The organism is Caldalkalibacillus thermarum, assembly GCF_014644735.1.
Taxonomy (GTDB): domain Bacteria; phylum Bacillota; class Bacilli; order Caldalkalibacillales; family Caldalkalibacillaceae; genus Caldalkalibacillus; species Caldalkalibacillus thermarum.
In genome coordinates, this window is sequence record NZ_BMKZ01000104.1 from 1 (window position 1) to 1,572 (window position 1,572).

Here is a 1,572-nt window from a genome sequence, read left to right on the forward strand (position 1 = left end):
GTAAAAGTCCCGAACGGGGGTTGGCGAGCGCCTACCGTTAGCTGAAGGTAAGGATTTCCATTGTGAGGCGGAATCTAAAAAATCTCGACATACTTTTTTTAAATCATCTATTTTTGTCAATTCGTGCTTGCCCGGGGAAATATATTTTTTGGGATGCTGTCAGGCTTAGAACATTGAAAAGGTGATTATCCCATCATCATAGTATAAGGTAATATTCCCTTTATTTCCTAGTCTAATTTACCTATCTTACCGTTTATAATTACGGTAAGGTAGGTGTAGCATATGTTCTTGGAACCTATGTTATGTGAAACTTCAGACAAACCTTTTAGTGACGATAAATATATCTTTGAGCCAAAATTTGATGGGCACAGGCTGTTAGTCTCCAAAATAGGAGATGAAGTCAAGCTCTATACCCGGCACGGTAACAATTGCACCCTTAAGTACCCAGAACTCCTTAATGTTCCAGTGTTAAATGGCAAAGACATCATACTTGACGGAGAGGTTGTGGTTTTAGATAGGGAAACGGGCAAGCCTGATTTTGAACTTGTTATGAGGCGTTTTCAGGGTGGTAGCGGTCCTGCTGTACAGTTTGTGGCTTTTGATATACTCCATTATGATGGAGAAGATTTGCGCTCCCTTGGTTTAATGGAAAGGAAAAAGATTTTAAGTGATGTTGTAGAAGAAAATGCCTTTTTTAGTGTAATCCGTTATGTGGAAGGTGAAGGAGAGGCTTTGTTTGAAGCCATACAGCGACATGACCTGGAAGGTATTGTAGCCAAACGTAAGGACAGCAAGTACGAGGGCAAACGTTCAAAGGCATGGCTAAAAACGATAAACTACAAGTATGAAACAGTGGAGATAGCAGGATATCGAAAAGATGAGTTTGGTTGGTTAGCCGAAGTTAATGGTCGTCCAGTTGGTGTAATTGAACTTGGTGTACCTCCAAAACATAAAAAAGCCTTTTCTGAAGTGAGTCGTCAGTTGATCGTTGAAGAAACAGAGGATATTGTTCGACTGGAACCATTGATCAAAGCTAAAGTAAAATTTAGGAACTGGACAAGGAAAGGTTTTATGAGATCACCAGTGTTTATTGATTTTGTTACAGAAGGAACTGAAAAAACAAGCTAAGTGGTAAACATTTGTGTGCACAGATAACACAAAATATAAGGTTAAAATCAAAACAACCCCTCACCCTCATGGTAGGGGCTTTTTATATTTCTACGTCAATTTTTGGCTCATATCTTTTTGTCCTCCCTTTCTTTTTTGTTTTGTATCTAAATAGTAGAGGATTGACTTAATAATACTGAAGTCACAAAGCTAAACAAATGCCGTTTATTAGTGATATCGTAGGAAGGAGGGAATTTGATCATGGAATCTATTCTTATGGCCCTTATATTAATATGGCTGATATTATTAGCCAAAGCTTAATGAGTGGGAAGAAAGATTTAGAGGGTTCAGGCCTATATTTTAGTTATGAGGTCAGGACCCTCGTTTTTTGGTGAATTAACCTGCGTGGAAACCTCATAGGCCTCCATCTCATCAGCTGGAAATGGCTTCAAAAGATCCTGTAGC

Annotated in this window: 1 protein-coding gene and 1 pseudogene; one reads left to right on the forward strand and one right to left on the reverse strand. The window is 38.9% G+C overall.

Annotation, left to right across the window (positions count from 1 at the left end):
• Positions 1–282: 282 nt before the first annotated feature.
• On the forward strand, positions 283–1,128 hold the full coding sequence (locus tag IEW48_RS16605) for an ATP-dependent DNA ligase (RefSeq protein WP_188624709.1): 846 nt from the start codon (positions 283–285) through the stop codon (positions 1,126–1,128).
• 332 nt (positions 1,129–1,460) lie between these two features.
• Here IEW48_RS16605 and IEW48_RS17320 read toward each other — a convergent pair.
• Positions 1,461–1,572, reverse strand: a pseudogene (locus IEW48_RS17320) (hypothetical protein); the annotation flags it as partial.